This is a genomic window from Rhizobium gallicum bv. gallicum R602sp (genome assembly GCF_000816845.1).
GTDB classification, from domain to species: Bacteria; Pseudomonadota; Alphaproteobacteria; order Rhizobiales; family Rhizobiaceae; genus Rhizobium; species Rhizobium gallicum.
Genome location: NZ_CP006877.1, coordinates 419711 through 439923, shown reverse-complemented (window position 1 = coordinate 439923; position 20213 = coordinate 419711). Strand labels below are relative to the sequence as shown.

The window sequence follows — 20213 nt, the reverse complement described above, 5'->3', positions numbered from 1 at the left end:
CGTCCTCCTCAAACAGCCCCTTTGGGCCGCATTTTTCCTTCGTGCTTCAATAGCCATTGCTTGCGCCAGAGCCCGCCACCATAACCGGTCAGTGATCCGTCTGCGCCGACCACGCGATGGCAGGGGATGACGATGGCAAGCTGGTTTGCGCCGTTGGCGCGGCCGACCGCGCGCACCAGCTGCGGGTTTTCCATTTCCCTGGCCAGATCACCATAAGCGCGTCTTTCTCCGACAGGAATTTCCCGAAGCTTCGCCCAGACCACCCGCTCGAAGGCGGTACTGTTGCCGAGCGCCAAAGGGGTTTTGAAGTTCGCGGACTGGCCGTCGAAATAGGCTCGCAGCTCGGCATCGATCTGTTCGATCGCAGGCGTTCTCCCGGCGGCAACCGAGGAGCGTGTCTTGCGCTGCAGGTTTTCCAGCTCAGCCTGAAGCGCCTTCCGATCGTGGAACTCCAGAAGATGCAGATGCGTCTGATCGGCAACCGCGACCATCGGCCCGAGCGGCGTTTCAAACCAGTCTGCGAAGAGCAGCTCGCGGTTCTGCGACATGGCAGGCGCCTTGCCGATCAACCGCTGAAATGCGGCGCGAAACCCGCTGCCCGACTCGTAACCTGCATCGAGCTGGACATCGATCACGCGGGCGCCGCTCGCAAGCTGCCTTGCTGCCTCGCCGAGTCGGCGGTAGCGGGCGATGTCTAGGAAAGTCATGCCCAGCGATCGTTTGAAAGCGCGCCGCACGGTGGATGGATCGTAACCCCTGCGGACCAGATCATCCTCGGTCCAACGCGTCGCCGGAGCGCAGTCGAGCGCTTCCAGCAGTTCGTCGACGATCGGTTCCTTGCCCGCCTGTTCCAGCGGCTTGCAGCGCCGGCAGGGCCGGAAGCCGGACTGCATGCAGGTGGCGATGGAATCGTAGAACAGCGTATTCTCCCGTTTCGGCTTGCGGGCGGGGCAGGTCAACCGGCAGAAGACGCCCGTCGTTCTCACGCAGACATAAGCAAGCCCCTCGTAATCGGAGCTGCGGGCGATCAGCGCATCATAAAGCGTGTCTTCATTGGGAAGATCGAAAAGCATGAGAGCCTTTTATCATCCCTTGGCTTTTCCGTCCGTCGAAAATCGGGCGTCTATTTTTTTGTTCGGCAATTTCCTTGGCCCATGCCATAACGCCGCCATGACCAAGATAGATCGCACTCCGACCAAAGCCGATTTTGCGCACGTGACCGAATGGGTCTTCGACCTCGACAACACGCTTTATCCGCATCACGTCAATCTCTTCGCGCAGATCGACAAAAACATGACGGCCTATGTCTCGGCGCTTCTCCAGATGGAGCGGGACGAGGCGCGCAAGCTGCAGAAGCAATATTATCTCGAGCACGGCACGACGCTGCAGGGTCTGATGATCCATCACGGCGTCGACCCGAACGAATTTCTGGAAAAGGCCCATGCCATCGACTATTCGAGCCTCACGGCTCAGCCCGAATTGGGTGCGGCGATCAAGGCACTTCCGGGCCGCAAGTTCATCTTCACCAACGGCAGCGTCAAACATGCCGAAATGACGGCCGGTGCCCTCGGCATTCTCGAACATTTCGACGACATCTTCGACATCGTCGCCGCCGAATTCGTGCCGAAGCCGGCGCAGGTTACCTATGACAAGTTCATGGCACTGAAACGAGTGGAAACCGGCAAGGCGGCCATGTTCGAGGACCTGCCGCGCAACCTTGTGGTTCCAAAGGCACTCGGCATGCAGACTGTGCTGCTCGTGCCGAACAATCTTGAGGAAACCGTCGTCGAATGGTGGGAACAAACGAGCGGCGACGAGGACCATATCGATTTCGTCACCGATGATCTGGCTGCGTTTCTGGCAAGGGTCGTGGACTAGATTACGAAGATTTCATTCAGCTTGCCGATGTATAATTGGTCAGATTGACGCATCGGTTTTACCTTCCGAGCGCGAGCCCAGAGTTTTTCATCCGCATGGATCGCAACAAGGACGGCGCGATCTCGATCGATGACATGCCCAATCGGCCGTCCATGTAAGCAAGGACTTACCGCAGGTGGGGCCTGTCGCACATCGCGGCCGGTTTTCTATTCCTGATGCTCATAGAAATCCTGGATGATCTTCCAGGCGGCAGCTGCCGTATCGACGAAGCTGATCAGCTTCACGTCGTCAGGCGCGATCGTCCCGAATTCGGCAAGTGCGTCGAAATTGACGATGCTTCGCCAGAACTTCTCGCCGAAGAGAATGAGCGGCATCTTTTCCATGCGTCCCGTCTGGATCAACGTCAGGCATTCGAAGAATTCGTCGAGGGTTCCAAAGCCGCCCGGGAACACCGCAATCGCTTTCGCGCGTACCATGAAATGCATCTTGCGGATCGCGAAGTAATGGAAGTTGAAGCTGAGCTCCGGCGTCACATAGGCGTTCGGGGCCTGCTCGTGAGGCAGCACGATATTGAGGCCGATCGAGGGCGCGCCTTCATCGGCTGCTCCGCGGTTGCCCGCCTCCATGACGCCCGGGCCGCCGCCGGTGACGATCACATATTCATGGAAATCGAAACCAGCGGAATATTTCGAGCAGAGCCGGGCGAACTTGCGCGCTTCGTCATAATAGATGGACGCCGCCTCCAGATTGGCGCGCTGCATGTCGTTGCGGGCTGCCCATGCGCTCTGACCGGGGGCAGGAATACGCGCGCCGCCGAACATGACGACGGTGGATTTGATGCCACGTTCCGTCAACATCATCTCGACCTTCAAAAGTTCAAGCTGGAGACGGATCGGCCGCAGTTCCTCGCGGCAGAGAAAGTCGCCGTCGGAATAGGCCAGGCGATAGGAAGGCGAAAGCGTTTGCGGCGTCTTCGGCACGGCGAGTGCGCGATGCCTGTCAATCTCGCTCGACTTCAGCGGAGCCCAGACTCCGTCCTTGCGCCTGAGCTTGCCGTTTTTTCCCTTCGCCATTTCAGAATGCCCTTCAAAAATGCCGGCAACACTGCCGGGTCTGTCTATAACGCCTTGAATACAGAAACGATCTCGTTCGAAAAATCATTCCATTTTAGCCGCTCATGCGATAGAGCAGATCGCATCCCGCCGATCACAATTCCCGGAGACTTCCTAGTCTTCAGGATAAAGCTCGAAGTTTAAGGAATTCTCATGAGCGCCACCGATCTCGCATCCCTCGAAAAGACCCTCGAAGCTGCCTTCGACAACCGCGACAACGTGAACGCGTCGACGAAAGGCGAAGTTCGCGAAGCCGTGGAAGCAGCGCTCGAGCTTCTCGACGGCGGCAAGGCTCGCGTCGCCGAGCGCGGCGCCGATGGCGTCTGGACGGTCAACCAGTGGCTCAAGAAAGCCGTACTGCTTTCCTTCCGCCTGAACGACATGGAAGTCGTCAAGGGCGGCTCCGGCAATTCCACCTGGTGGGACAAGGTGCCTTCCAAGTTCGAAGGCTGGGGCGAGAACCAGTATCGCGCCGCGGGCTTCCGGGCCGTTCCGAACTGCGTCGTCCGCCGCTCGGCCTATATCGCCAAGAACGTCGTGCTGATGCCTTCCTTCGTCAATCTCGGTGCTTATGTCGGTGAAGGCACGATGGTCGACACCTGGGCGACGGTCGGCTCCTGCGCACAGATCGGCAAGCATGTGCATCTTTCCGGCGGCGTCGGCATCGGCGGCGTGCTGGAACCGATGCAGGCCGGCCCGACGATCATCGAAGACAACTGCTTCATCGGCGCCCGCTCGGAAGTCGTCGAAGGCTGCATCATCCGCGAGGGTTCAGTTCTCGGCATGGGCGTCTATATCGGCAAGTCAACCAAGATCGTCGATCGCGCCACCGGCGACGTCATGTATGGCGAAGTGCCGCCCTACTCCGTTGTCGTTGCCGGTTCGATGTCGAGCGGCAACAAGACCATGGCAAACGGCCAACCGGCACCGCATCTCTATTGCGCCGTCATCGTCAAGCGCGTCGACGAGCAGACCCGCTCGAAGACCGGCATCAATGAATTGCTGCGCGACTAAGCTTTCAGTGACAGCCGGATTCCGATCCGGTAAACAAGCGGCGTTCATTTCAGCGAGGCGGTTCGCCGCCTTGCCATGTCTTTGCCATTCCCGCCGGATAATTCGACCCTCATGACCGCCACCGATCCCGTCGCCAATCTCCAGACGCTCATCCGCTGCCCCTCCGTGACGCCTGCCGAAGGCGGCGCACTTTCTGCGCTCGACGCCATGCTTTCGCCGCTGGGCTTTAAGGTGGACAAGGTGAAGGCGACGGAAGCCGGCACGCCCGACATCGAAAACCTCTACGCCCGTCTGGGCAGTGATGGCCCGCACCTGATGTTTGCGGGACACACGGACGTCGTGCCGGTTGGCGACGAAGCCGCCTGGACGCATCCCCCCTTCGCTGCGGAAATTTCAGGCGGCGAACTCTTCGGTCGTGGTGCGGTCGACATGAAGGGCGGCATTGCATGCTTCGTGGCAGCCGTCTCCCGGTACGTCGAAAGACACGGCAATCCGAAGGGCTCGATTTCCTTGCTGATCACCGGCGACGAGGAAGGCCCCGCCATCAACGGCACGATCAAGCTCCTGCAATGGGCGGCACAACGCGGCGAGCGTTGGGATGCCTGCCTCGTCGGCGAGCCGACCAATCCGGATGCGCTCGGCGACATGATCAAGATCGGCCGCCGCGGTTCGCTCTCCGGCAGGATCACTGTCCACGGTGTTCAGGGTCACGCCGCCTATCCGCATCTGGCGGATAATCCGGTGCGCGGCATGCTGCAGCTCACGAGCGCGCTGATGCATCCCCCATTCGACAAAGGAACTGAAAATTTCCAGCCGTCGAACCTCGAGGTGACGACCATCGATGTCGGCAATCCGACCACCAACGTCATTCCGGCGAAGGCCGCGGCAAGCTTCAACATCCGCTTCAACGACACCTGGACGGTCGACACGCTGCAGGCGGAAATCCTCCGCCGTCTTGAAGCGGCCGCCAAGAATGGCACCCTGCGCCCGGGCCGCGAGGCGGTAAGATATGACATTGCCTGGGCCGATCGTCCGAGCCATGTCTTCCTCACCCGCAACAACGCACTGATTGCATCACTTTCCTCTGCCGTCGAGAGCATTGCCGGCAAGGCGCCGAAGCTTTCGACCACCGGCGGCACGTCGGACGCGCGTTTCATCAAAGACTATTGCCCGGTCGTCGAATTCGGGCTCGTCGGACAGACCATGCACATGGTCGACGAACGCGTTGCTGTTTCCGATCTCGAAACCCTGACGCAGATCTACGAAACCTTCATCGAGCGATGGTTCGCAAATGCCGGGGCTTAGGGAGGTTCAATACTATCTGTCCGGTTTGTGGCTGCTGATCCGCATGGACACGCGGGGCTTCCGGTTTCTCGATATGTCGGACCGCGGCGTCAACCGCTCCTTCTGGGCGATGGCCTGGTGCCTGCCACCGATGGGCATTTCGTGGCTCTGGTGGCGTCAGGCCTTCCTGCAGTCGATGCCGCCGCATGTCGAAGTCGGCCTTCCCTTCTATTTCCGTTTGGGCCTGGTCGAAATCGCCAATTGGTTCGTGCCGCTGGTGTTTGCAGGACTGTTGCTGTTTGCCTTTCGCATGGGTGATCGCTTTGCTGCCGTTGTCGTCAGCATCAACTGGCTCGGCGTGCCGCTTTCCTACATCAACGGCCTGCTGCTGGCGCTGGTCTTCTTCATTCCCGGCGCCATCAGCGTCGTGTCGATCCTGCTTCTGGTCTTCATGATGGCGCAGGTCTTCATGCTTGCAAGGATTTTGCGGATGATCTTTCACGGCCACGGGCTGATGGCCGGGGCGCTGACGCTGGCACTGCTGGTGCCGACCATGATCCTCGCCGAATATCTCCAGCGCTTCCTCGGCATTTATCCGGTTTAGATCAACGGTCTGGCATGGGCGGGGTCATGACAGATCGTCATCGCCATTCACTTGCGTCCGCTTGCGCCGATCGGTGATCACTGCCGGATAATCGACCTGCATGAAATAAAGTCCTTCGGGCGGAGCAACTGGACCGCAGGCCTTGCGGTTACGCGCCTCAAGCGCAGCACGCACATCCTCCGGCGTCCATTTTCCTTCTCCTGCAAGCTTCAGCGTTCCGGCAAAGGAGCGGATCTGATTGTGCAGGAAACTCTGTGCCGTTGCGCGGATTTCGATGAGCTCGCCGTTCCGCGTCACGTCGAGCCGGTCGAGTGTGCGGACCGGGCTGTTTGCCTGGCAATGCGCGGAACGGAAGGTGGAAAAGTCATGCCTGCCGACGAGGATCTGGGCGGCCTGATGCATCACCTCATGATTAAGCACCTTCGGTACCCACCAGGCCTTGCCCGCCTCGAGCGCCAGCGGCGCCCGGCGGTTGATGATGCGGTAGACATAGTGCCGCCGCTCGGCGGAAAACCGGGCATCGAAGAACTCGCCAACCACCTCCACCTCCAAAATGGACACGCGCTCGCCCGCCAGCCTCAGATGCGCATTCAGCGCGTTCTGCAGCTTGAACACCGGCCATTCCTTTGAAAGATCGGCATGGATCACTTGACCCATCGCATGCACGCCGGAATCGGTGCGCCCGGCGCCACGGATCGACACGGTCTCGCCGCTTAACGACAGGATCGCAGCTTCGATCGCCCCCTGCACGGAGGGACCGTTTTCCTGACGCTGCCAGCCGACATAGGGTCCGCCGTCATATTCGACGGTCATCCGGTAGCGCGGCATCAGGCGAGTCTCGTGCCGTGCGCAAGCGGCGTGCCGCGCAGGAAGTCCGCCGCCGCAAGCGGCTTGCCGCCGGCCTTCTGCAATCTGGTCAGCCGAACCGCTCCGGATGCGCAGGCGATAACCAGCTCATCGCTCAGCACTTCGCCGGCCGGACCGTGCCCGTCCGCAAGCTCCGAACCCAGCACCTTTACCCGCTCCGGCTTGCGGCCAATCTCGACTTCGACCCAAGCGCCCGGAAACGGCGAAAGTCCGCGGATATGATTGTGAACGTCCCTTGCATCCTTGCCGAAATCGATCCGCGTCTCGCTCTTGTCGATCTTTGCGGCATAAAGGACGCCCTGTTGCGGCTGCGGCGTCAGCGGCAGGTCACCCATTTCGAGCTTTACCATCGCTTCGCCGATCGCCTTGGCGCCGACATGCATCAGTTTGTCGTGCAACTCGCCGGCCGTCATGTTCGGGCCGATCTCGACCTCGCGGGTCAACGCGACGGGACCGGTATCCAGCCCCTTGTCCATCTTCATCACCATCATGCCGGACTTTTTGTCGCCTGCCATGATCGCTCTTTGGATGGGTGCTGCGCCGCGCCAGCGCGGCAGCAGCGAGGCATGGCCATTGTAGCAGCCGTTGCGCGTTCCGTTCAAAATCGCCTCCGGCAGCAGCAGTCCATAGGCAACGACAACCGCCACATCCGCGTTGAGCGCCCGGAAGCGCTCCCGTTCTTCCGGCTCCTTGAAATTGACCGGCGTGAAGACGGGCAGGCCGAGCAGTTCGGCGGCCTGATGCACCGGCGACTTCTGCAGGTCGAGACCGCGCCGTCCGCCCGGCCGCGGCGGCTGCGTATAGACCGCAACAATCTGATGCCCCGCATCCACCAGCGTGCGCAGGGTCGGAACCGAGAACTCCGGCGTTCCCATGAAAATGATGCGAAACGACATTTTCTCTCGCCTGGTTTTTTTAATCAGCCGTCTTCAAACGGGTTTACGAGCTTGAGATCAAGCCCTTCGAAATCTTTTATGTCGCGTGTCGCCAGCGTCGCGCCGAAACCCAGGCAGGTGGCGGCGATCATAGCGTCCTGGATCGATCGGTCGCCCCATGCTCTCACGCTTTGCCCATAGACGCCCGTTGCAATCGCGGTATGGTGATCAAGGGCGAGTACATTGCTCGGTAAGCGACAAACACCTGGCGAATTTGTCGATGTAACGCTTTGATTTCGTTCGGAGCCAGAAACGCTTGGCAGGGTACTGCTCTGTCGTTACAACTTCGCAGGGATAAAGGTCAGATTTTAGCTGCCTTGTCATCCATGCTTTGACGCGCTCGCTTGGAGCAGGCTTTGCTACCTCCGAAATGATATTTGCATCAAGGACGATCACTCGAAGTCCTCGATTGGTCGGCCGAAATTGCGCTTTCGGTCCGCTTCAATCTCTTCCATGATTTTCGCGAACACCTCGGCCTCGTCGTCGTTGTCCGGCCCGAGGATCGAACGCAGACTGTCCCATGCCGTTAGATCGTCATCATTTGCAACAGATCCTTCGGCGATCATGCCTTTTTGCACAAGGCGCCTGGCTTCGTCGGAAAGGCTGCCACCCCTTCGCTCGGCACGCACGGCGATGTTCCGTTTCGCATCGGAAATATCCCGGATCAGAAGACCGCCCATACGGCACCTCCCTTACGAAATCAGCGATATCAGGCGCGCTGCGTCCATAGTTCAACGCAACTCAGAGCGCCTTCGCCGACTTCGCCGCCTTCGTGAACTTCTTGATCACCATTTCCCGCTTCAGCCGCGATATATAATCGATGAAGAGTACGCCGTTCAGATGGTCGATCTCGTGCTGAAGGCAAGTGGCGAGGAGGCCGTCGGCCTCAACGGTGTGCTCCTTGCCGTCACGGTCGAGATATTCGACGCTGACGGTCGCCGGACGCTCGACCTCGGCATAATAGTCCGGAATGGAAAGGCAGCCCTCTTCGTAGACCGATCGCTCGTCGGAAGATTTGACGATCTTCGGATTGATAAAGACCTGCGGCTGCTTTTCCTCGCCCTCCCGCGAAACGTCGATCACCAGTATCCGGCGCGGCACGCCGACCTGGATTGCCGCCAGGCCAATGCCCGGTGCGTCATACATCGTTTCCAGCATATCGTCGGCAAGACGCTTGAGATCGGCATCGACCCGCTCGATCGGTTTGGAAACCTGGCGGAGGACGGGGTCTGGAAGAATGATAAGTGGCTTGATGGTCATCGCGATCCCATAACCTATCTTTTCCAGCTAGGGAATTATCCTGAAACTCCGGAAAGTGCTTTTTTGCGCAGCCCTGCCGAATTTGCGGCATCGAGATAGACAGAAATTGAATAGACCATGTCGAGCATAGGGGCCTTGATGACCGAGGCGAGCTTCTCGGCAAGCGCCTTGCCGTTTTGATGGCCGAACCGTGACGGCCACTGCTTTTCCATGACGCCTTTGACAAGTTCTGCCATGACGATCGCATAACCGCCGATACCAGCGCGGTTCAAGGCCAGTGCGGGCATGCGCCCTGCCGACGGCGGTGACGCCGTTCACGAAGCTCTCGTCGAAATTGCCGCAGGCAAGGTTCGCCCAGTGACCCTCCTGGCGTTTCTTGGCGTGGCCGACACGCGTCTTGTCGGAAAAGGAGCCGGCCACTGCGGGCGTCCTGGCGATCTTGCCATAAAACTTGTCCAGCGCGCCGCCGATCAGTTCGCCGATGACCGGACGCAGTTCGCGTATCGTCTTTCTCCCCTCGCTGTCGAGTCCGATGAAATCAAGGCGCTGCTTGAGTGCGTTTTCGAATTGCTGAGCGGTCATACTCTGATTTCTGTCCTGGCGCATGGTGCGATAGAAGTCTTCTCAGAAACGACAATTCGAAAATATAGTTGACTATTCGTTAAGATCGGACGGCGATCTTCAGGAGCTTCGTGCCGCAGTGCCTTAGCACTTTGCCCACGAAATCGCGCTGTGGATCTGTTCACGTTTTGATCTAGCCATCGCCGGCGGGTTTGTTATTGTGCGCGAATGAACAATGTTACCGAATCGCTGACAATTTCGATCGCCGGGCTCAGCCCGACCATCCTCGCGCTTGCCGGTGGCGCTGTCGCTCTTGTTGTCGTGGTGCTCATGTTCCTACTGGTCAGGAACAGCAACCTGCGGCGCGAACAGGATGAGGAGGCAGCGATCCGGGCCGCGCAAGCCGATGCCCGCATGGCCGAGCTCCTGAAGATTCAGGCCGAGATGCAGGGACGCATTTCGACCATGGCTGAGGTCTTCGGGACGCGTCAGGCCGAACTCAACCAGGCAATCGGTCAGCGCCTCGACGGAATGTCGCAGCGTGTCAGCACGACGATCAGCGAACAGACGAAATCGACGCATGAGAACCTTCAGCGCCTGCAGGAGCGGCTCGCTGTCATCGATGTCGCTCAAAACAATATCCAGACGCTGGCGAAGGATGTCGTCGGGCTTCAGGCTATCCTCTCCAACAAGCAAACGCGCGGCGCCTTCGGCCAGTCGCGTATGGAGACCATCGTCGCCGACGGTCTGCCGATGGGCACCTATGCTTTCCAGCAAACGCTTTCAAACGGATCGCGGCCGGACTGCACCGTGCGCATGCCGAACGGTGCACCGCCGCTCGTCATCGATGCCAAGTTTCCTCTCGAAGCCTGGAATGCCATTCGCGACGCGGGCACGCAGGACGCAACCAAGCTTGCCTCGCAGCAATTCCGCCGCGATATGGAAATCCATGTCCGCGATATATCGGAGAAGTATCTTATCCAGGGTGAGACGCAGGATACGGCTTTTCTCTTCGTTCCTTCGGAATCGATCTTCGCTGAAATTCATGAGAATTTCGAGCCGGTCGTCCAGAAAGCGCATCGTTCCCGCATCGTCATTGTTTCGCCTTCGCTGCTGATGCTGTCGATCCAGGTCATCCAGGCCGTATTGAAGGATCAGCGCATGCAGGCGCAGGCGCACGTCATCCAGGGCGAGGTCGCGATCCTGATGGATGATCTCGGGCGGCTCGATGAACGCGTGCGCAAACTCCAGACGCATTTTTCCCAGGCACAGCGGGATGTTGATCAGATCATCACGTCCACTGACAAACTCTCCAAACGCGGCGCAAAAATCGAAGCGCTGGAATTCGAGGGCGCAGAGGCGCTCAAGGAGGAACGTGAAAGCGGACCTCCGGCGAAGTCGGTCGAAAGCCGCACCGGCCTTCTCAAACTCAGGGTGGTTGACGAAGAGTGAACCCATCGGGCAGTGTCCGTCGCCATGAGAAGCATGACAGGACACCCTTTATGATCACAGTTTTCGGCTCCATCAACATGGACCTCATCGCCACGACCGATCGCCTGCCAAAGCCCGGCGAAACGGTGGCCGGAAACGGCTTTGCCACGGCGGCGGGCGGCAAGGGAGCCAACCAGGCATTAGCCGCGCGACGCGCCGGCTGCGTGGTCCATATGGTGGGCGCAGTCGGCAAGGATGAATTCGCTGCACCGGCGCTGGCGCTTCTCGATCAGGCGGGCATCAACCTTGCAGGCGTCAAGCGTGTTGATGGCCCCACCGGTACGGCGCTGATCCTTGTTGGTGGAGACGGCGAGAACATGATCGCCGTCGTGCCGGGCGCAAACGGGACCATCGCGGCCGAGGATGCCGATGCGGCGATCGGCGCCATGAGCAAGGGCGATACCCTGATGCTGCAGTTCGAGGTGCCTGCACCGGCAGTCGAGCGTGCGCTGGCCGCAGCCAAGGTCAAGGGCGTCACGACCGTCCTCAACCTCGCCCCGCTCATTGCCGACGCCCCGCGGCTTGGACGTCTCGCCGATATCGTCATCGCCAACGAGACGGAGTTCGAGCGCCTTGCTGGCCAGGACAACATGAACCCGGCCGATCGCGAAACGGCGTTGAGGCGCCTGCACGGAGAGACTGGGCAGACCTTGATCGTGACGCTCGGCGCCGACGGCGTGATCGCAATCCGGGATGGCGTCGTTACACGAGCGAAAGGACTGAAGATCGAGCCGGTGGATACCGTCGGGGCGGGCGATACATTCTGCGGCTACTTTGCCGCAAGCCTCGATGAAGGCTTCGATTTCGAGGCTTCGCTCCGCCGGGCCGCCGTCGCCGGCTCGCTTGCCTGCCTCAAGGCCGGAGCACAGCCATCCATTCCCTTGTCCGCCGAAGTCGCAAACAAGATATAGCCTCACAACAGTCGCACGGTTCGGCCGCCGTTGTTCAGGACAACTGGGAAGAGTTTTGAGGCACAAGTCTTCACACATGAAAAGAGGCGTCCGACAACCGGGCGCCTCTTTTCATTTTAGATGATCGTCTGCGGCTCAGGCAGCGTTCGATGCTTGCTCTTCATTGAGGAAAGCGTAGATCGCCGATGCGGAATCTGTGGCACGCAGCTTCGCGACGAGATCGTGATCGCGAAGCACGCGGGCAATGCGCGACAACGCCTTAAGATGGTCGGCACCCGCCCCTTCCGGGGCGAGAAGCAGAAACACCAGGTCGACCGGCTGGTCGTCCAGCGCTTCGAAATCGACCGGACTTTCCAGCCGTGCGAAGACGCCGACAATCGAGCGGACGCTTGCGAGCTTGCCGTGCGGAATGGCGATGCCATTGCCGACGCCCGTCGAGCCGAGACGCTCGCGCTGCAGAACGACGTCGAAAATTTCCCGCTCGGAAAGGCCGGTGATCTTGGAGGCCTTTGCCGCCAATTCCTGAAGCAACTGTTTCTTCGAATTTACCTTTAGGGCGGGAATGATCGCATCTTGGTGCAGCAGATCTGCCAATGCCATTTCTTTTTCCTTCTGTCGCCGAAACCGGATGATTGGGAGAGCGGCGTGGCTACCGCTCATCGCCCGGATGTCAGCTCTTGATATTGGCGGCGTCGATCCAGCCAATATTACCGTCATGCCTGCGGTAAACGATGTTCAAATTTTCCGTGCCCGGACTGCGGAACAAAAGCAGTGGCTCATCCGTCATATCGAGCGCCATGACGGCGGTCGCAACGGACATGGTCTTCAACTGCTTCGTGCTCTCGGCAACAATTACCGGTGCGAAATCGTCGGGGACCTCGTCTTCATGATCCGGGACAGCGTCCATGACCGTATAGGCGACTTCCGTACCATTCAGATGGTTTCCGGCATGATGATCTTTGAGCTTGCGCTTGTAGCGGCGGAGACGCTTTTCGATGCGCTCCGAAGCGGCATCGAATGCAAGCTGCGGGTCCATCGCTTCACCTGCCGCATGCAGCACCACCCCGCTATCAAGATGGAGCTTGCAATCCGCAGAGAACCGCGAACTCGATTTCTCCACAATCACCTGACCGGAATATCCCCCGTCGAAGTATTTCGTGATGGCCATGTCCATTTGGTCCTCGATCCTTTGACGGAACGAGTCCCCAATTTCCATATGTTTACCGGATACACGCACACTCATGGAGTTTCCCTTCTTATAGTGGTTTGCGGTACCAGTTTACGCCAAGGCCAGACCTCATCCAAGCACTTCACGCAAACTCAAGCAATATCGGCTTAAGTCGTGTGCTTCAATCGCCCTGAGGATGATGGGGATAAGTCCAAACGCTGTTTGCAGCGCCAGTTGCGGCGGGCTTCTAGCGGCAGACTGCCGAAATGTCAACGGGTGTGCCGCCGCGCTGATTAGGATATGCAGGCAAGGGTTGATTTAGCTCGACTGTCAAAAGCCCGCAACCTTCGCCAATGCCCGCTTCTCGCGCCGCCGCTGGACGGAGGACGCGATATTCATCGCCTCGCGGTATTTTGCGACCGTACGGCGAGCCAGATCAATGCCATCCTTCTTCAGCATGTCGACAATATCATCGTCGGAGAGGACCGCATCCGTACTTTCCTGCATGATCAGGGAGCGTATCCTGTGGCGAACGGCCTCAGCCGAATGACTATCGCCGCCCTCCACCGCGCTGATCGACACCGTGAAGAAATATTTGAGTTCAAAAAGGCCGCGTGGGGTCAGAATGTACTTGTTTGAGGTGACGCGGCTGACGGTCGACTCGTGCATCTTGATGGCATCGGCAACCGTCTTCAGATTCAGCGGGCGCAGGTGATCGACGCCATGCATCAGGAAGGCATCCTGCTGGCGGACAATCTCGCTTGCGACCTTCATGATCGTCTTCGCACGCTGATCGAGGCTGCGGGTGAGCCAGTTGGCGCTCTGAAGGCATTCAGACAGGAACGTGTAGTCGCCGCCGTTCTTTGTAACATGGGCGAAATAGGACTGATTGACGAGCACGCGCGGGAGCGTATCAGGGTTCAACTCCACCAGCCAGCTCCCATCTGGTGACGAACGTACGACGACATCCGGCATGATCGCTTCGCAAACGCTGGTTTCAAAGCAGCTGCCGGGTTTCGGGTTCAGCTGGCGAATCTCTGCGAGCATATCAAGCAGGTCTTCCTCGTCCACGCCGCAAAGCCGCTTGAGCGTCGCGAAGTCGCGCCGTGCCAGCAATTCGAGGTTGGAAACGAGGGCCTGCATGGCGGGATCGAAGCGGTCTTTCTGCTTCAGCTGGATCGACAGGCATTCGGCCAGGCTGCGAGCAAAAACCCCAGGCGGATCAAGGGTCTGCAATTCGCCAAGAACACGTTCCGCGGCCGCAGGATCGCTACCTAGTCTTTCGCCGATGTCGGCAGGGTCGCTCTGCAGGTAACCCGCCTCGTCGAGCTGGTCGATCAACTGCTGCGCGATCAGCCGGTCTCCCGCATCCGGCAGGATGAATGGAATCTGCTGCGCAAGGTGATCCCTGAGCGAGACCTGGCCTGCAACAAAATCATCGAGATCGTAATTCTCTCCGTCGCCGCCCCCCGGCATCGACTTCCACTGGCTGATCAGCTCCGGCGCATCGGCCCGTGGCGGGACCCCGTCATCCTGGAAGACATTTGCATAATTGACGTCCAGCTCTTCGCTCAGCCGGCTGGCGCTGCCGTCATTGCCGTTGTCATAGCAGTCCCCGGAAAGCGCCTCGGTGCGGTCATCCTCGTCGGCCTGACGCCCGTACGGCTCATCCTGTGCATCGTTATCACTGCCCGTTTCCGCGTCATCTGACGGAAATTCGAGCAATGGGTTCTTCTCGACTTCCTGCGCAATAAACTGGACAAGCTCGAAATGCGTCATCTGCAGCAACTGGATGGATTGCATCAGTTGCGGCGTCATCACCAGGGACTGGTTCTGTCGCAGGAAAAGATTGGCAGACAGGGCCATAGCGGACGCGAAACTCCCGTTCAATTCCTCCGGGAAACCGCGATCGAGCAGAGTTCGGGCCGCGGAAATCCAACTTGGCCCAAAAATTGCTTTTTTATTCTATTTGGTCAAGCGCAAGTATGACAGGAAGGTGAATTTCCGTCGCCTTCGATCCTATCAAAGGCTGAATTTATCGCCAAGATAGAGCCGTCGCACTTCCGGATTGTTGACGATGTCGTTCGCGCGCCCATGCGTCAGCACTTCGCCGGCATGGATGATATAGGCCCGATCGATGAGGCCGAGCGTCTCGCGCACATTGTGATCGGTGATCAAAACGCCGATGCCGCGCGCAGTCAGATGGTGGACGAGGTTCTGGATGTCAGCGACCGAAATCGGATCGACGCCCGCAAATGGCTCGTCAAGCAGCATGAAGGTCGGATCGGTTGCGAGCGCGCGAGCGATTTCCAGACGCCGGCGCTCACCGCCCGACAATGCGACCGCCGCCGATTTTCGCAGCTTGGAGATATGGAATTCCTCCAGAAGCTCATCGAGCTTCTTTTCCCGCTCGGTCTTGTCCTTCTCGTGCACTTCGAGCACGGCGCGGATATTCTCTTCGACCGTCAGGCCGCGGAAGATCGAGGCCTCTTGCGGCAGGTATCCGACGCCGAGGCGCGACCGGCGATACATCGGCATCGTCGTTACGTCGTTGCCGTCGATCTCGATTGTGCCTTCGTCCACCGGCACGAGGCCGGTGATCATGTAAAAACAGGTCGTCTTGCCGGCACCGTTTGGACCCAGAAGGCCGACAGCTTCGCCGCGCCTGACAACCAGCGAAACGCCATTGACGACACGCCGCGTGCTATAGGTCTTCGTCAGGCCGCGTGCAATCAGCGTGCCGTGGTAACGGCTTTTGTCTCCGCCGGCGGCAGAGTCCGCGGCAGATTGCGGCCCGGCCCGGCCGAACATGGTTGAAAGCGAGAATAATTTCACGTCGGGCGGCCGGTCTCAGTTCTTTTTCTGGGATTTCGGATCAAGCTGAATCTGGACGCGCCCCCCGCAGCTATCCAGTTGCGCCTGTCCGGTCTGCATATGAACCGTAAGCTGGCAGCCCGTGAAGACGTTCGGCCCATCCGACAGCACAACCTTTTCACCCTTCAGGACGAAGAGCTGTTGGGCCATGTCGAAGGAGCCGTTGTCGGCGGTCGCTGTCTGCGTGCCGGAACTCAGGAAAACCTTATCGGTGACGATGATACGGTCGATGTCGGCATTGCCCGATGAGATGGACGCCGCTCCGGCGTCGGCCTTTGCGCCGTTGGGTTGGGCGTCGCCGCCCTGTGCCTTGTAAAAGACCGTCATGTGACCGGCCTGCAGGGTCGTCTTCCCCTGAACGACCTTCACATTGCCGGTGAAGTCGGCCTTGTGGTCCTGATCGTGAATCTCGAGCTTGTCGCTTTCGATCTGGATCGGTTGATTGCTGTCGAGCTTCAGGCCATCCATCTGGCTGGTCGTCGCCTGCGCAAAGGCCGCCCCTGCCATCAGTAAAAGCCCCAGGGCGCTGCCGCCAAGTGTTATGCCAGACTTACGAAGTGAAAAGTGACAATCTATTGTCATGAGTGACCCGGCTGTTAGGTGCCCTGTTTACGGATGACGGATGGATCGACATTCATGCGAACATTCCCCTCGAATGTGATCACGCGCCCCTTATCCGTCATCTTGAGCGACTGCGCAACAATCGAAGCGCCGTCTTTTTGAATCTCGATAGGATCATCTGTCGTCATCTTGCCGCCCTTGATATCGAGCTTGGCAGATTGGAATTTCGCCGTCAGACCGTTGCTCAGCAAAATCGTGAACGGGTCCCTCAGCGCAAGGTTGTCCGTGGATCGGTCATAATCGGCCGTGGCAGCCTCAACGCGGGCGATCAGATCATCGTTGACCGGCACCGCAGCCTTGATCGTTTCGAGCGTGATAAGGTTCGGATTCTTGATGTCTTGCAACGCGCGCTCAGCAAGCATCGAATAGTTGATGCCGTCGGCATTGCGCCCGGCGATCGCCGGCTTTTCCATGACGATCTTGCCGTTTTCGATCTTGGCACCCTCGATCTTGAGATTCTCGGGCAGGTAAGCCCGGACCATCGAGACTGCAATGAAGGCAAGCGAAATGATGACGGCAGCGACAGGCAGCAATATCTTCAGGCGGCGGACACGTGCAGAATGGAACAGGGCAGCCGCATAGGCGCTCCCTCCAGGCCTGGCAAAGGCAGGCTTCCCGCTGCTGTTCAATGTGTTGAGCATTAACATGTCCGTGTCTGTTGATCGGCAACCCTATATAGGGACTACATCGACCGATCACAGATCGTTTCGCATTATTACACTAGCTTGCCAATATGGATTTTTTTCTGCAACTAGCAAATAAGGCATGAAAACGAGGTAAATCGGCATTTCCGAAGAAGGAATGCCGCCTTATCTGATGCCATGTTGCATGAAGCCGGCGCGCCGGCTCTGGAGGACCTTATGGACAGTTCGACGATCGCGGATCGCCGCAGGCTTCGCCGCAAACTCGGCTTCTGGCGTATTGCGGCGGTGGTGCTCTTGGTCGCGCTCGGCTTTGCTCTTTACCAATTCGTCGCAGGCGACATCGCCACGCAGCGGCCGCACATCGCCCATGTGACAATTTCCGGGCTCATAACCGACGACGACGAGTTGCTCGAGAGGCTGAAGAAGATCGAAGAAAACGACCGCGTCAAAGGCGTCATCGTCTCCATTTCTTCGCCGGGCGGCACGACCTTTGGCGGCGAAAAAATATTCAAAGCGATCCGGGCGATTGCGGCGAAGAAGCCCGTCGTCTCCGATATCCGGACGCTTGCCGCTTCCGCGGGCTATATGATTGCTGCCGCGGGCGATACGATCATTGCCGGAGAAAGTTCGCTCACCGGATCGATCGGCGTGATCTTTCAGTATCCGCAGATCCAACCGCTGCTCGACAAGCTCGGCGTCTCGCTGCAGGAGATCAAGTCGTCGCCGCTGAAGGCAGAGCCATCGCCTTTCCATGCTGCCAGTGAGGAAGCCAAAACCATGATCAACAATATGGTCATGGACAGCTACGCCTGGTTCGTCGACTTGGTTGTCGACCGCCGCAAGCTGCCGCGCGACGAGGTGCTGAAGCTCGCCGACGGCACGATTTTCACCGGCCGCCAAGCGGCGAAGGCCAAGCTCATCGACCGGGTCGGCGGCGACACGGAAATCCGGGACTATCTCGCCGGGAGGGACGTCGGCAAGGATCTTCCGGTCGTGGATTGGGACAAGAAGAGCAATACGCCTTTTCTTCTCGCAGGGGCTGTTTCGAAGCTCGCAGTTCTGTTCGGCTATGGCGATCTCGTGAAGAGCCAGGACATCGAGGGCATTCTGCCACAAAAGTTGCTCCTTGACGGGCTCGTTTCAGTTTGGCAGGTTGGCCGCGATTGATAAGAAATCAATAATTTAAGGGGGCGACCGTGATCAAGTCGGAATTGGTGCAGATCGTTGCCGCGCGCAACCCGCATCTTTATCACCGGGATGTCGAGAATATCGTCAACGCGGTTCTCGACGAGATCACCGATGCGCTCGCAGCGGGCAACCGCGTCGAGCTTCGCGGCTTCGGTGCATTTTCCGTCAAGAACCGCCCTTCGCGCTCCGGTCGCAATCCGCGCACCGGCGACACCGTATTCGTCGAGGAGAAGTGGGTGCCCTTCTTCAAGACCGGCAAGGAGTTGCGCGAACGGCTGAACCCCGGCCAGGCCGACCACGACGATTGAACTTCATCCGGACTGCGTCGAAATCGCGCTTGAACCTCGCGCGTACCATTCTATTTTCGTGAGCAGTCATGCGCCGTATCGAAGCGGCGCAACCACGCGCGGAGGCCACGGATGGCGAAGAAGATCATCAACCTTTTGATTTTGTTGCCGCTCGGCATCATTCTCATCACCTTCTGCGTTGCCAACCGGCAGAGCGTGACGCTGGCATTCAACCCCTTCCGGCCCGAAGATCAGGTTCTCGCGGTTGCTGCGCCGTTCTTCGTTTTCATCTTCATCGCGCTGATTGTCGGCATGCTGATCGGATCGGCCGCCACATGGCTCACACAGGGCAAACACCGCAAGCGCGCGAAAATCGAGGCGAAGGAGGCCGTTCGCTGGCACAGCGAAGCGGACCGGCACAAGACCCGCGCCGAAGAGATCGCCGGTCAATTGCCGGCCCGCTGATCGACCGTCAGGCAGGAATAAAGCTCAGTTCCTCGTAGTCGCCTTCAGCCGACGTGCCGCTACCGGTGACCACGAAACCGCGGCCGGCATAGAATGTCTTGGCGTTTCTGTTGTTGATCAGGCACTTCAACCGGTATTTACGGCGCGGCCACTCCGGCAGAGCCTTCAGCAGCGCTGTACCGACGCCCCTGCCCTGCCATTCCTTGCGGATGTAGAGCATGTGGATGAAATCATCTGCGGCCCATAGCGTCATGAAACCGGCGATCTCGCCATCAGGCGCTTCGGCAATCCAGACAATTTCACCCTGCGAATGGGCGAGAAAATCCTCATGGCTGAACTTGCCGGGATCGACCCAGGTGAAGGTCTGCCTGCGCTCGTTGAGATAAATGTCGCCGAGCTGCCCATTGTCCGAAGGGCGGGAATTTCTGACTGTGTAATTCATGGATGCGATTTAGAAGAGGCCAAAGACTGTGCCAAGCCAATAGACTATTCCGCGGCCTTTTCGCTGACGACAGCATTGAAATCTGCAAAGAATTGCTGCGCAAGCTTTTGCGATGTCGAATTCACCAGACGCGCTCCAAGCTGGGCAAGCTTGCCGCCGACCTGTGCCTTTGCGGCATATTGCAGCACTGTCTCTGCACCTTCCGCCCTCAAGGTGACGTCGGCCCCGCCCTTGGCAAAGCCTGCAACGCCGCCCTTGCCCTCACCCGAAATCGTATAGCTCTGCGGCGCGTTGACATTTGTCAGGGTCACCTCACCGTTGAAGGTCGCCGAGACCGGTCCGATCTTGACCTTGACGACCGCCGTAAGCTCGGTTGGCGACCTCATCTCAAGGCTTTGACAGCCGGGGATGCATCGCTTCAAGACTTCTGGATCGTTCAAGGCTACCCACACCGCATCGCGCGACGCATTGATGCGTTCCTCGCCGGTCATGTCCATATCGAAATCCTCCCGTTTCAATTCTCTAAACTTATCACAGCGGGAAAGCACTTTGCCAAGGTGACTGGGGATGCTATTTGCACGGGCTCTATCAAACTTGAGACGCGGAA

At 58.9% G+C, this 20213-nt stretch carries 23 protein-coding genes and 2 pseudogenes; 9 read left to right on the top strand and 16 right to left on the bottom strand.

Annotation, left to right across the window (positions count from 1 at the left end; genetic code table 11):
- Positions 1-8: 8 nt before the first annotated feature.
- Positions 9-1073: a bifunctional transcriptional activator/DNA repair enzyme AdaA gene (locus RGR602_RS02230; protein WP_039843754.1), complete on the bottom strand. Its 1065-nt coding sequence runs from the start codon at positions 1071-1073 to the stop codon at positions 9-11.
- A 97-nt stretch (positions 1074-1170) separates the two neighbouring features.
- On the opposite strand from RGR602_RS02230, the gene RGR602_RS02225 reads away from it, so the two are divergent.
- A complete protein-coding gene (locus RGR602_RS02225) occupies positions 1171-1878 on the top strand; it encodes a pyrimidine 5'-nucleotidase (RefSeq protein WP_039846593.1) in 708 nt (235 codons plus the stop codon).
- Between the two features lie 206 nt (positions 1879-2084).
- Here the strand turns inward: RGR602_RS02225 and RGR602_RS02220 are convergent, their stop codons facing one another.
- The gene (locus tag RGR602_RS02220; protein WP_039843753.1) at positions 2085-2951 is read right to left on the bottom strand and encodes an LOG family protein; all 867 of its coding nucleotides are present in this window, start codon (positions 2949-2951) and stop codon (positions 2085-2087) included.
- A gap of 192 nt (positions 2952-3143) precedes the next feature.
- On the opposite strand from RGR602_RS02220, the gene dapD reads away from it, so the two are divergent.
- The 3 genes from dapD (at position 3144) to RGR602_RS02205 (ending at position 5892) form a co-directional block, all read left to right on the top strand.
- Positions 3144-4004: a 2,3,4,5-tetrahydropyridine-2,6-dicarboxylate N-succinyltransferase gene (dapD, locus tag RGR602_RS02215; RefSeq protein WP_039843752.1), complete on the top strand. Its 861-nt coding sequence runs from the start codon at positions 3144-3146 to the stop codon at positions 4002-4004.
- A 111-nt stretch (positions 4005-4115) separates the two neighbouring features.
- Positions 4116-5309, top strand: a complete 1194-nt coding sequence (dapE, locus tag RGR602_RS02210) for a succinyl-diaminopimelate desuccinylase (protein WP_039843751.1) — start codon at positions 4116-4118, stop codon at positions 5307-5309.
- Positions 5296-5892 carry a hypothetical protein gene (locus RGR602_RS02205; protein ID WP_039843750.1) on the top strand — a complete coding sequence of 199 codons (597 nt, stop codon included), beginning with the start codon at positions 5296-5298 and terminating at the stop codon, positions 5890-5892. Before dapE ends, RGR602_RS02205 begins: the two co-directional genes overlap by 14 nt.
- Positions 5893-5916: 24 nt before the next feature.
- Here the strand turns inward: RGR602_RS02205 and truA are convergent, their stop codons facing one another.
- The 6 genes and pseudogenes from truA to RGR602_RS35265 form a co-directional block, all read right to left on the bottom strand.
- Positions 5917-6720, bottom strand: a complete 804-nt coding sequence (truA, locus tag RGR602_RS02200) for a tRNA pseudouridine(38-40) synthase TruA (protein ID WP_039843749.1) — start codon at positions 6718-6720, stop codon at positions 5917-5919.
- Positions 6720-7655, bottom strand: a complete 936-nt coding sequence (gene fmt / locus RGR602_RS02195; RefSeq protein ID WP_039843748.1) for a methionyl-tRNA formyltransferase — start codon at positions 7653-7655, stop codon at positions 6720-6722. Before fmt ends, truA begins: the two co-directional genes overlap by 1 nt.
- A gap of 23 nt (positions 7656-7678) precedes the next feature.
- A pseudogene (locus tag RGR602_RS02190) lies at positions 7679-8090 on the bottom strand (PIN domain-containing protein).
- The gene (locus tag RGR602_RS02185) at positions 8087-8374 is read right to left on the bottom strand and encodes a hypothetical protein (protein WP_039843747.1); all 288 of its coding nucleotides are present in this window, start codon (positions 8372-8374) and stop codon (positions 8087-8089) included. Before RGR602_RS02185 ends, RGR602_RS02190 begins: the two are co-directional and overlap by 4 nt.
- A 61-nt stretch (positions 8375-8435) precedes the next feature.
- Positions 8436-8954: a peptide deformylase gene (def, locus tag RGR602_RS02180; RefSeq protein ID WP_039843746.1), complete on the bottom strand. Its 519-nt coding sequence runs from the start codon at positions 8952-8954 to the stop codon at positions 8436-8438.
- 89 nt (positions 8955-9043) lie between these two features.
- Positions 9044-9536, bottom strand: a pseudogene (locus RGR602_RS35265) (protoglobin domain-containing protein); the annotation flags it as partial.
- Between the two features lie 207 nt (positions 9537-9743).
- Here RGR602_RS35265 and RGR602_RS02165 point away from each other — a divergent pair.
- Both RGR602_RS02165 and RGR602_RS02160 read left to right on the top strand, forming a co-directional pair.
- Positions 9744-10967 carry a DNA recombination protein RmuC gene (locus RGR602_RS02165; RefSeq protein ID WP_039843743.1) on the top strand — a complete coding sequence of 408 codons (1224 nt, stop codon included), beginning with the start codon at positions 9744-9746 and terminating at the stop codon, positions 10965-10967.
- A gap of 50 nt (positions 10968-11017) precedes the next feature.
- On the top strand, positions 11018-11917 hold the full coding sequence (locus RGR602_RS02160) for a ribokinase (protein ID WP_039843742.1): 900 nt from the start codon (positions 11018-11020) through the stop codon (positions 11915-11917).
- Positions 11918-12052: 135 nt separating this feature from the next.
- On the opposite strand, the gene ptsN is transcribed toward RGR602_RS02160, so the two are convergent.
- The 6 genes from ptsN to lptC all read right to left on the bottom strand — a co-directional run bounded on the left by ptsN (position 12053) and on the right by lptC (position 17221).
- Positions 12053-12517 (bottom strand): PTS IIA-like nitrogen regulatory protein PtsN, encoded by a 465-nt coding sequence (ptsN, locus tag RGR602_RS02155; protein WP_022713502.1) that lies wholly within the window; start codon positions 12515-12517, stop codon positions 12053-12055.
- A 70-nt stretch (positions 12518-12587) separates the two neighbouring features.
- A complete protein-coding gene (gene hpf, locus RGR602_RS02150) occupies positions 12588-13160 on the bottom strand; it encodes a ribosome hibernation-promoting factor, HPF/YfiA family (RefSeq protein WP_039843741.1) in 573 nt (190 codons plus the stop codon).
- Positions 13161-13415: 255 nt separating this feature from the next.
- Positions 13416-14951 carry an RNA polymerase factor sigma-54 gene (rpoN, locus tag RGR602_RS02145; protein ID WP_039843740.1) on the bottom strand — a complete coding sequence of 512 codons (1536 nt, stop codon included), beginning with the start codon at positions 14949-14951 and terminating at the stop codon, positions 13416-13418.
- A 156-nt stretch (positions 14952-15107) separates the two neighbouring features.
- Positions 15108-15896: an LPS export ABC transporter ATP-binding protein gene (lptB, locus tag RGR602_RS02140; protein ID WP_039843739.1), complete on the bottom strand. Its 789-nt coding sequence runs from the start codon at positions 15894-15896 to the stop codon at positions 15108-15110.
- 39 nt (positions 15897-15935) lie between these two features.
- A complete protein-coding gene (locus RGR602_RS02135; RefSeq protein WP_039843738.1) occupies positions 15936-16541 on the bottom strand; it encodes an LptA/OstA family protein in 606 nt (201 codons plus the stop codon).
- A 14-nt stretch (positions 16542-16555) separates the two neighbouring features.
- Complete coding sequence (lptC, locus tag RGR602_RS02130) at positions 16556-17221, bottom strand: LPS export ABC transporter periplasmic protein LptC (RefSeq protein WP_039843737.1); 666 nt, start codon at positions 17219-17221, stop codon at positions 16556-16558.
- Positions 17222-17440: 219 nt separating this feature from the next.
- Between lptC and sppA the strand changes: the two genes are divergently transcribed.
- From sppA to RGR602_RS02115, 3 genes are all read left to right on the top strand, one after another.
- Positions 17441-18391, top strand: a complete 951-nt coding sequence (gene sppA / locus RGR602_RS02125; RefSeq protein ID WP_039846592.1) for a signal peptide peptidase SppA — start codon at positions 17441-17443, stop codon at positions 18389-18391.
- Between the two features lie 29 nt (positions 18392-18420).
- A complete protein-coding gene (locus RGR602_RS02120) occupies positions 18421-18720 on the top strand; it encodes an integration host factor subunit beta (protein WP_039843736.1) in 300 nt (99 codons plus the stop codon).
- A 111-nt stretch (positions 18721-18831) separates the two neighbouring features.
- Positions 18832-19164, top strand: a complete 333-nt coding sequence (locus RGR602_RS02115) for a LapA family protein (RefSeq protein WP_039843735.1) — start codon at positions 18832-18834, stop codon at positions 19162-19164.
- Positions 19165-19171: 7 nt separating this feature from the next.
- On the opposite strand, the gene RGR602_RS02110 is transcribed toward RGR602_RS02115, so the two are convergent.
- Both RGR602_RS02110 and RGR602_RS02105 read right to left on the bottom strand, forming a co-directional pair.
- A complete protein-coding gene (locus tag RGR602_RS02110; RefSeq protein WP_039843734.1) occupies positions 19172-19606 on the bottom strand; it encodes a GNAT family N-acetyltransferase in 435 nt (144 codons plus the stop codon).
- Between the two features lie 44 nt (positions 19607-19650).
- Positions 19651-20103, bottom strand: a complete 453-nt coding sequence (locus tag RGR602_RS02105) for an SRPBCC family protein (RefSeq protein ID WP_039843733.1) — start codon at positions 20101-20103, stop codon at positions 19651-19653.
- Positions 20104-20213: the final 110 nt, after the last annotated feature.

What these genes read in the sequence shown, in the direction of transcription:
- RGR602_RS02230 (WP_039843754.1), bottom strand. Translation starts at nt 1,073, where the DNA reads ATGCTTTTCGATCTTCCCAATGAAGACACGCTTTATGATGCGCTGATC.
- RGR602_RS02225 (WP_039846593.1), top strand. Translation starts at nt 1,171, where the DNA reads ATGACCAAGATAGATCGCACTCCGACCAAAGCCGATTTTGCGCACGTG.
- RGR602_RS02220 (WP_039843753.1), bottom strand. Translation starts at nt 2,951, where the DNA reads ATGGCGAAGGGAAAAAACGGCAAGCTCAGGCGCAAGGACGGAGTCTGG.
- dapD (WP_039843752.1), top strand. Translation starts at nt 3,144, where the DNA reads ATGAGCGCCACCGATCTCGCATCCCTCGAAAAGACCCTCGAAGCTGCC.
- dapE (WP_039843751.1), top strand. Translation starts at nt 4,116, where the DNA reads ATGACCGCCACCGATCCCGTCGCCAATCTCCAGACGCTCATCCGCTGC.
- RGR602_RS02205 (WP_039843750.1), top strand. Translation starts at nt 5,296, where the DNA reads ATGCCGGGGCTTAGGGAGGTTCAATACTATCTGTCCGGTTTGTGGCTG.
- truA (WP_039843749.1), bottom strand. Translation starts at nt 6,720, where the DNA reads ATGCCGCGCTACCGGATGACCGTCGAATATGACGGCGGACCCTATGTC.
- fmt (WP_039843748.1), bottom strand. Translation starts at nt 7,655, where the DNA reads ATGTCGTTTCGCATCATTTTCATGGGAACGCCGGAGTTCTCGGTTCCG.
- RGR602_RS02185 (WP_039843747.1), bottom strand. Translation starts at nt 8,374, where the DNA reads ATGGGCGGTCTTCTGATCCGGGATATTTCCGATGCGAAACGGAACATC.
- def (WP_039843746.1), bottom strand. Translation starts at nt 8,954, where the DNA reads ATGACCATCAAGCCACTTATCATTCTTCCAGACCCCGTCCTCCGCCAG.
- RGR602_RS02165 (WP_039843743.1), top strand. Translation starts at nt 9,744, where the DNA reads ATGAACAATGTTACCGAATCGCTGACAATTTCGATCGCCGGGCTCAGC.
- RGR602_RS02160 (WP_039843742.1), top strand. Translation starts at nt 11,018, where the DNA reads ATGATCACAGTTTTCGGCTCCATCAACATGGACCTCATCGCCACGACC.
- ptsN (WP_022713502.1), bottom strand. Translation starts at nt 12,517, where the DNA reads ATGGCATTGGCAGATCTGCTGCACCAAGATGCGATCATTCCCGCCCTA.
- hpf (WP_039843741.1), bottom strand. Translation starts at nt 13,160, where the DNA reads ATGAGTGTGCGTGTATCCGGTAAACATATGGAAATTGGGGACTCGTTC.
- rpoN (WP_039843740.1), bottom strand. Translation starts at nt 14,951, where the DNA reads ATGGCCCTGTCTGCCAATCTTTTCCTGCGACAGAACCAGTCCCTGGTG.
- lptB (WP_039843739.1), bottom strand. Translation starts at nt 15,896, where the DNA reads ATGTTCGGCCGGGCCGGGCCGCAATCTGCCGCGGACTCTGCCGCCGGC.
- RGR602_RS02135 (WP_039843738.1), bottom strand. Translation starts at nt 16,541, where the DNA reads ATGACAATAGATTGTCACTTTTCACTTCGTAAGTCTGGCATAACACTT.
- lptC (WP_039843737.1), bottom strand. Translation starts at nt 17,221, where the DNA reads ATGCTCAACACATTGAACAGCAGCGGGAAGCCTGCCTTTGCCAGGCCT.
- sppA (WP_039846592.1), top strand. Translation starts at nt 17,441, where the DNA reads ATGGACAGTTCGACGATCGCGGATCGCCGCAGGCTTCGCCGCAAACTC.
- RGR602_RS02115 (WP_039843735.1), top strand. Translation starts at nt 18,832, where the DNA reads ATGGCGAAGAAGATCATCAACCTTTTGATTTTGTTGCCGCTCGGCATC.
- RGR602_RS02110 (WP_039843734.1), bottom strand. Translation starts at nt 19,606, where the DNA reads ATGAATTACACAGTCAGAAATTCCCGCCCTTCGGACAATGGGCAGCTC.
- RGR602_RS02105 (WP_039843733.1), bottom strand. Translation starts at nt 20,103, where the DNA reads ATGGACATGACCGGCGAGGAACGCATCAATGCGTCGCGCGATGCGGTG.